The sequence below is a fragment of the Pseudoalteromonas sp. T1lg10 genome, from assembly GCF_002964545.1.
Lineage (GTDB): Bacteria > Pseudomonadota > Gammaproteobacteria > Enterobacterales > Alteromonadaceae > Pseudoalteromonas.
Genome location: NZ_PQBV01000037.1, coordinates 70,783 through 76,982, shown reverse-complemented (window position 1 = coordinate 76,982; position 6,200 = coordinate 70,783). Strand labels below are relative to the sequence as shown.

At 48.3% G+C, this 6,200-nt stretch carries 4 protein-coding genes; 2 read left to right on the top strand and 2 right to left on the bottom strand.

The annotated features are described in order from the left end of the window. The first annotated feature begins 608 nt into the window (after positions 1–608). Positions 609–1,709 (top strand): helix-turn-helix domain-containing protein, encoded by a 1,101-nt coding sequence (locus tag C2M17_RS09030; RefSeq protein WP_105200483.1) that lies wholly within the window; start codon positions 609–611, stop codon positions 1,707–1,709. Between the two features lie 138 nt (positions 1,710–1,847). Further along, positions 1,848–3,374 (top strand): amidohydrolase family protein, encoded by a 1,527-nt coding sequence (locus C2M17_RS09025; protein WP_105200482.1) that lies wholly within the window; start codon positions 1,848–1,850, stop codon positions 3,372–3,374. 66 nt (positions 3,375–3,440) lie between these two features. Here C2M17_RS09025 and C2M17_RS09020 read toward each other — a convergent pair whose 3' ends face one another. Continuing rightward, complete coding sequence (locus C2M17_RS09020) at positions 3,441–4,379, bottom strand: LysR family transcriptional regulator (protein ID WP_105200481.1); 939 nt, start codon at positions 4,377–4,379, stop codon at positions 3,441–3,443. A 61-nt stretch (positions 4,380–4,440) separates the two neighbouring features. Further along, positions 4,441–6,135 (bottom strand): bifunctional isocitrate dehydrogenase kinase/phosphatase, encoded by a 1,695-nt coding sequence (gene aceK, locus C2M17_RS09015; RefSeq protein WP_105200480.1) that lies wholly within the window; start codon positions 6,133–6,135, stop codon positions 4,441–4,443. Between the last annotated feature and the right edge of the window lie 65 nt (positions 6,136–6,200).

The following is a 6,200-nucleotide window of genomic DNA, read 5'->3' as shown; positions in this document are numbered from 1 at the left end:
GACAAAACGCCGGGAGCGTTTTGTGCTGCGAAGCACCCGAAGGGGCGAATATAGGGATATATGAGCGCACCTAAATGCCGCGAGCATTTTAAGTCGCGTAGGCGCCCGCAGGGTTGCCTACAGGACGTAGGCAAGCTTATCCCTCCCGGTCGCAAGCTTCGGCCCTGCGGCGTTGCCTTGGGCTGTTCATTCACTCGCGGTGAACTCACTCCTCTGCAGGGCTTTTTTGTTTTAACAGCACTAGCTGAGTGGGGAGGCCTTGATGAGAACCCTAGTTCGACAAAACGCCGGGAGCGTTTTGTGCTGCGAAGCACCCGAAGGGGCGAATATAGGGATATATGAGCGCACCTAAATGCCGCGAGCATTTTGAGCCGCGTAGGCGCCCGCAGGGTTGCCTACAGGATGTAGGCAAGTTGATCCCTCCCGGGTTAACCGTTTTCGGCGTTCGGTCGCAAGCTTAGGCCCTGCGGCGTTGCCTTGGGCTGTTCGTTCACTCTTGGTGAACTCACTCCTCTCCTCAACACTTATAAGCCGATACAAATCGACATAAGTTCGGTTAATAGATAGACTTATGCCCTTATCTAACCAGACATAAAATAAAAATAACAATGTCGCAAACTCAGACTGTAATATTGGCCATTGGCGGGTTTCAGGGCTTTTTGTTGTTTACCTTATTAGTGAGTGACAAACGGGTTAACTACGCCAGTAAGTTATTGGCTATCCAGTGCTTGTTTATAGCTACTACTTTTGCTTTGCCACTAATCGTGGATGCAGGAGAAAGTCAATTTACTTGGTTGATAGCTTGGTTGGTGTTTCTACCCGCTTGTTATGGGGCTCTTACCTATTTGTATTGCCGAACAGCCATTACCGGTGCGCCGCTTAAGGCCAGTGATATTCTCCATCTTTTTCCCTTGGCAATATGCTACCTGCTCAATTACGACATCCTGTTTTCTGGCGACAAGGCGTTGAGTTTTGTCACCGTACCCGACACCACGCTTATCAAGCATACTCTGACAAAAATTGTTTTTTACGGACAAGTGGGCGTCTATTTAGCGCTGTTGATAACCATGGTCAGTCGCTACCAGGCCAAGGCTAAACAAACGCTCTCCTCTTATAGCCCAGATATTTTTAAGTGGATTTGGAGCCTGGTGGCCTTTATGGCCGGGATATGGAGTTTAAAGCTGTTGTTTTACTTTATTAACTCGGCACCTATCGTCAATCTGCTTGCCGATTGCCTCCTGGTTTTAATGGTTTATTTTGTTGCAGTAGTCCAGTGGCGTAACCCAAGTCTCTTTCATATTCGGCAACTAACAACACAACTGGAGCAGCCAAAGGATTCCGGTGCTAAAGCCTCTGCTGATGGTGTATTGGATCCAGAGACGCGTTCAAGCATACTGAAATTGGTTCAAGATGAAGTCAAAAACCAGGCCCTCTATCGGAACAGCGAATTGACCTTGTCCACACTTGCACAGCAGGTTGGTGTGAGTGTGCACCAATTGTCAGAGACCTTGAATCAAGCCGGCGGCAAAAATTTTAATCAATTTATTAACGAATACCGGGTGGCCGAGGTATGCGAGCAACTCGACCAAAAAAGCGAACGTAAATTAATTGATTTGGCTATGGATGCGGGGTTTTCTTCAAAAAGCAGTTTTAATGCCATCTTCAAAAAGCTTACGGGGCTGACGCCAAGTGCGTATCGATGCCAGTAGTGCTCTATCGGCTAGATCGGATATAGCGCCTAAAAAGTTGTAAAAACAACATATTGGACGTCTGATATTATAAGGCTGGACGCTTTTGATTCACCTGTGTGCTGAAATTACTCCATCAACAACAGATGGAAATACCCCATGTTTAAAACTCTTTTAAAATGGCTTTTTGGTCTCTTTATTGGCGTCAGCATTGTCGCAGCCGCTTATCTCGCTTGGTTTAAAAATGGCGTTAATTTTATTTATGGCGCCCATACTCAGGTCGTCGATCATCGCGCCTTTGCATCGCCCAGGCAGTTAACCGTAATTACGGATGTCAGCGTGCTCTCACCTAACGGCCAAACCATGCTACCCAATCGCACTGTGGTCCTGGATAAGGGAGAGATTCTCTCGGTGACCACCGAGGGCTCAATTCCCGCAGGTGCTTGGGTCATACCTGGCCAGGGTAAATATCTTATTCCGGGCTTGGTGGACTCACATGCCCATCTTCTAAAGAGCCCCAACGATTTATTGCTTTACGTTGCCAATGGCGTCACCCATATTCGTGATTTGGGAGGCCCAGCCGAGCGTTTACAATTGCGTGAAGAGATTGACCAAGGTCGCGTTGGCCCTAGGCTCTTTGTGTCTTCCCCACCCATCGACTCTATGGGACTGCTTGAGGGCGCATTTTGGGAGTTTATTACATTCCATAAAAATACCCAGGATGTTGAGCATGCTAAAAGCATGGTCAAAGAGTTTGCCGAGCAAGGTTATGACGCCATTAAAATCTACCACCTAGATATGCCGACCTACCGTGCCGTGAATAAACTAGCCACCGAATTGGGAGTGCCAACCACGGGTCATTTTCCTTTGACCTTTGAGCTCTCGGAATTGGCGGTCACCCAACAACGGGAAGTCGCTCACCTTGAGGAAATTGTGCGGGTGCTGATCAGAGAGTTTGGTTCTATCAATAAGCAAGGCAGCGAGGCCTTCTATGCCCATGTAGAAGCCCGTGCCGACGAGATTATTGACGACTTATTGGCGAATGACATCACAGTAAATTCCGTCTTATGGTTTATGGAAAGCATCCATGATCAGTTCAGCAATCTTGAGGAGGCATTAAAAGAAGTACATATGGAATACGCCAACCCAGGCCTGGTTGAAGGCACCAAAGACGGCGGCGAATATAAAGTGGGCTGGTTACCCGGCTATAATCAGTTCGAAGCTGTGAATGATGCGTCGGAGGAGGCTTACAAAAAGAGCGATACTTTCTGGCAAGCGCGGGAGAAAGCGCATCATATTTTATTAAAAGCCATGGTACGTCGTGGCGTTAAGATAGTTGCGGGCACAGACGCGGGAGGCAACCTGGTGGTACCTGGCTTCTCATTGCATGACGAACTAAGATCGCTAAATTTAGGCGGCATGAACCCGGCGCAAACGCTGGCAACCGCAACCAGAGTTCCAGCGGAATTGATGAAGAGTAATGCCGGTATTATTGAACCTGGCCGACGTGCCGACTTGCTAATACTCAATCAAAATCCACTTACAGATATTGGCAACACTCGCAGCATAGGTACGGTTATTCTAAACGGTCGTGTGTTTGCGCGAGAGCAGCTAGATGCCATGTTAGACGCGGTTAAGCAGGCGAACGCTAACAGTCGCAAAATCAATATTGATAAGTATCTCTAATCGACCTTGTCCTTTGAAACAAAAAGCCCAGCTATGTCGCTGGGCTCTTTTATATTTGCATCCGATTTACGCTAACTCCTGCGCCACTTCTGCCACTTTTTGTCGTAACCAGATATGGCTCACATCCCTATGCAGCAGCGGCGACCAAATCATGTCGAGCTCGAACGGCGGTATGGGGAAGGGCGGCTCTAAAATGGTGAGCCCAGGGTCGTCTTTGTATATTTTTGCCGCCTTAGAGGGCAAGGTGGCCACCAGGTTCAGCTCTTTGGCCAGGTGAATGGCTACGTGGTAATTACGCGTGAAAGTGGCAATGTCTCTGTGTTTACCAAAGTGTGCCAGGGCCTCGTCAACCCAGCCGAGCTTTTGTACGTCCTTGGGATCCATACCCACACCCACGCCAAAACCGGTTTTACTCACCCAGATATGTCTGGCCTGCAAATAACTCTCTAAATTAAAGCGCTCTAAAATGGGGTTGTCGGATTTGACTAGGCAGCAGAAGCTGTCTTTCCAAATGCGTTTGTGGTGGAAAGACTGAGGCAGCTTCTCAAAACGGTTTAGGGCCATATCCACCTTGCCGTTTTCAACGTCGTGGAAGTTAACATCACTGGGCGTCAGTATATCCAAGGTGGTATCCGGTGCTTCGGCATGGAGTTTACTTAACAGGCGTGGGGCCAAGGTGCTGGCGGCATAGTCACTGGCCATAATGCGAAATACGCGCTTACTGCTGGCGGGCTCAAAGTCGCGGTTAGGGGCTAAGGTTTCTTCCAGGGTCATCAGCACCCCGCGGATCACAGGTTGCAGCTCTAAGGCGCGCTCTGTAGGGACCATGCCCTCACTGGTGCGCACCAATAGGGGATCGTTCAAAAGGTTACGTAGGCGTTTAAGGCCATTACTCATGGCCGGCTGAGTAATGCTGAGCTGATTGGCTGCCTTGGTGACATTACACTCGCGCAATAAGGTATCGAGATAAACGAGAAGATTTAAATCAATTTTGTTTATGTTCATTCCGCTATGCCATTTATTATATTTATAGTTAGTCTAGCTTATTCTTGGGTAGCAGAATAGGCTACCAAAGGTGTATAAATCGCTGTTCTTTGGGATAAGGATAAACCTGTTTATATTCGCCGCGAACAATTTTTTGCTGTGCCTGCTGCCAATAGGCGGCTTCAGTCAGCTCGCCATGATGACGCATAAATATTTCTTTATGAGTAGGGTTAGGTAACACAAAGGTGGTTAGCTGAGCCGGGAACACATCGTTTGGGGCGACCGACATGCTGTGCTCATCGTTGTAATCGAATTCGCGAAATTGCATATCTGTAAGGTATTGCACTTCGTCATAGTCATAGAAGACCACACGCTGATGCTTAGTGACGCCAAAGTTTTTCAACAGCATATCGCCGGGGAAGATATTGGCGGCGATCATTTCTTTAAGTGCCTGACCGTATTCGATAATGGCGTGCTCGGCTTTTTCCTCATTCACCTCTTGCAGGTAAAGGTTTAGCGGCGTCATACGGCGTTCGATATAGAGGTGCTTGATGATCAGCATATCGCCTTCGATACGCATGGAATTAGCAATGCTGTTTTCCAACTGCTGCAGTAATTCATCGCTAAAGCAACTCAGGGGCAGAGCCACATCGGAATACTCCCAGGTATCGGCCATGCGGCCAACCCTGTCGTGGCGCTTAACCAGTTGATAACGCTCGAGTACGGTTTGTCTGCCAAAGGGTTTACTGGAGCCAAAGCGGTCGCGGATTATTTTAAATACGTAAGGGAAAGATGGCAGGTTGATAACCATCATCACCATGCCCGGAGTACCGGCGGCCAGCTCAAAGCGCTCCTGAGCATGCTGCATATGTGCCAGTAGCTCACGGTAGAATTCGGTTTTGCCCTGCTTATGAAAACCTATGGCGTTATAGAGTTCCGCCTTGGTTTTGCCGGGCATGAGTTGATTGAGAAAGTGCACCAGGGCCGACGGCGCATGAGTTTGCACCATAAAATAAGCGCGGGCAAAGCCGAAGATCACCCGCATTTGCGATGAACGCGTGAGCAGGGCGTCGATATAGAGGCCGCGGTCTTTGTTATGCAATACAGCAATGATAAAGGGCTGGGAGCCAGTTGATGAAACTATACGACCGACGATATAGGCGGCCTGACCGCGATAAAAGGGGGCCTGCAGTATGTCAAAGCGCATTTGGTGGCTTTTAACATGGGTATCTGGCGCTTGTTTTATAAAAGCCTTTAATAACAAGCGAATATCACGTTCTAAATTGGCAAAGGCACAACCAAACTCAAACTGAGTGATAATTTGGCGAATGGTGGGTTTGAGGCCTTCAACCACGGGAAAGTAGCTGCGATATTCGGCCTCCACCGGCAGCGCCGGGGCATCGGCTAGGGTCGCCTGAACGAAAATAAAGTCGTTATTGTAGTATTTGCGTTCAAATAAACGACAAAACACCGAGTTATAAAAGGTTTCTGCGAGCTCAGCCTGAGGGTGAAAGGTTAAAAACTGCTTATAGCATTCCTTGGTGTCTATCCACAGCTGGGGATCGTCCGCCGGATCACTGACCACACAGGCCAGAGTGTCGACGGTTTCATTAACGCGGGTATCATAATAGCTAATGCGCAAACTGGCGATATGACGCATGGTCGCCCAATCACGCTTGGCAAAGGCTTGGGGAGCTTGCGCCGTGATCGATTGGAACAACTTATAATGATGGAAAAACCCATTAAGAATTTGTTGCGCTATTGCTTGTGCATACACAGTTAAAGCCTCTAGAGTATAAACTCTAACCTACCTTAAGCCATGGTTCTAAGTCTTTGCAAGTG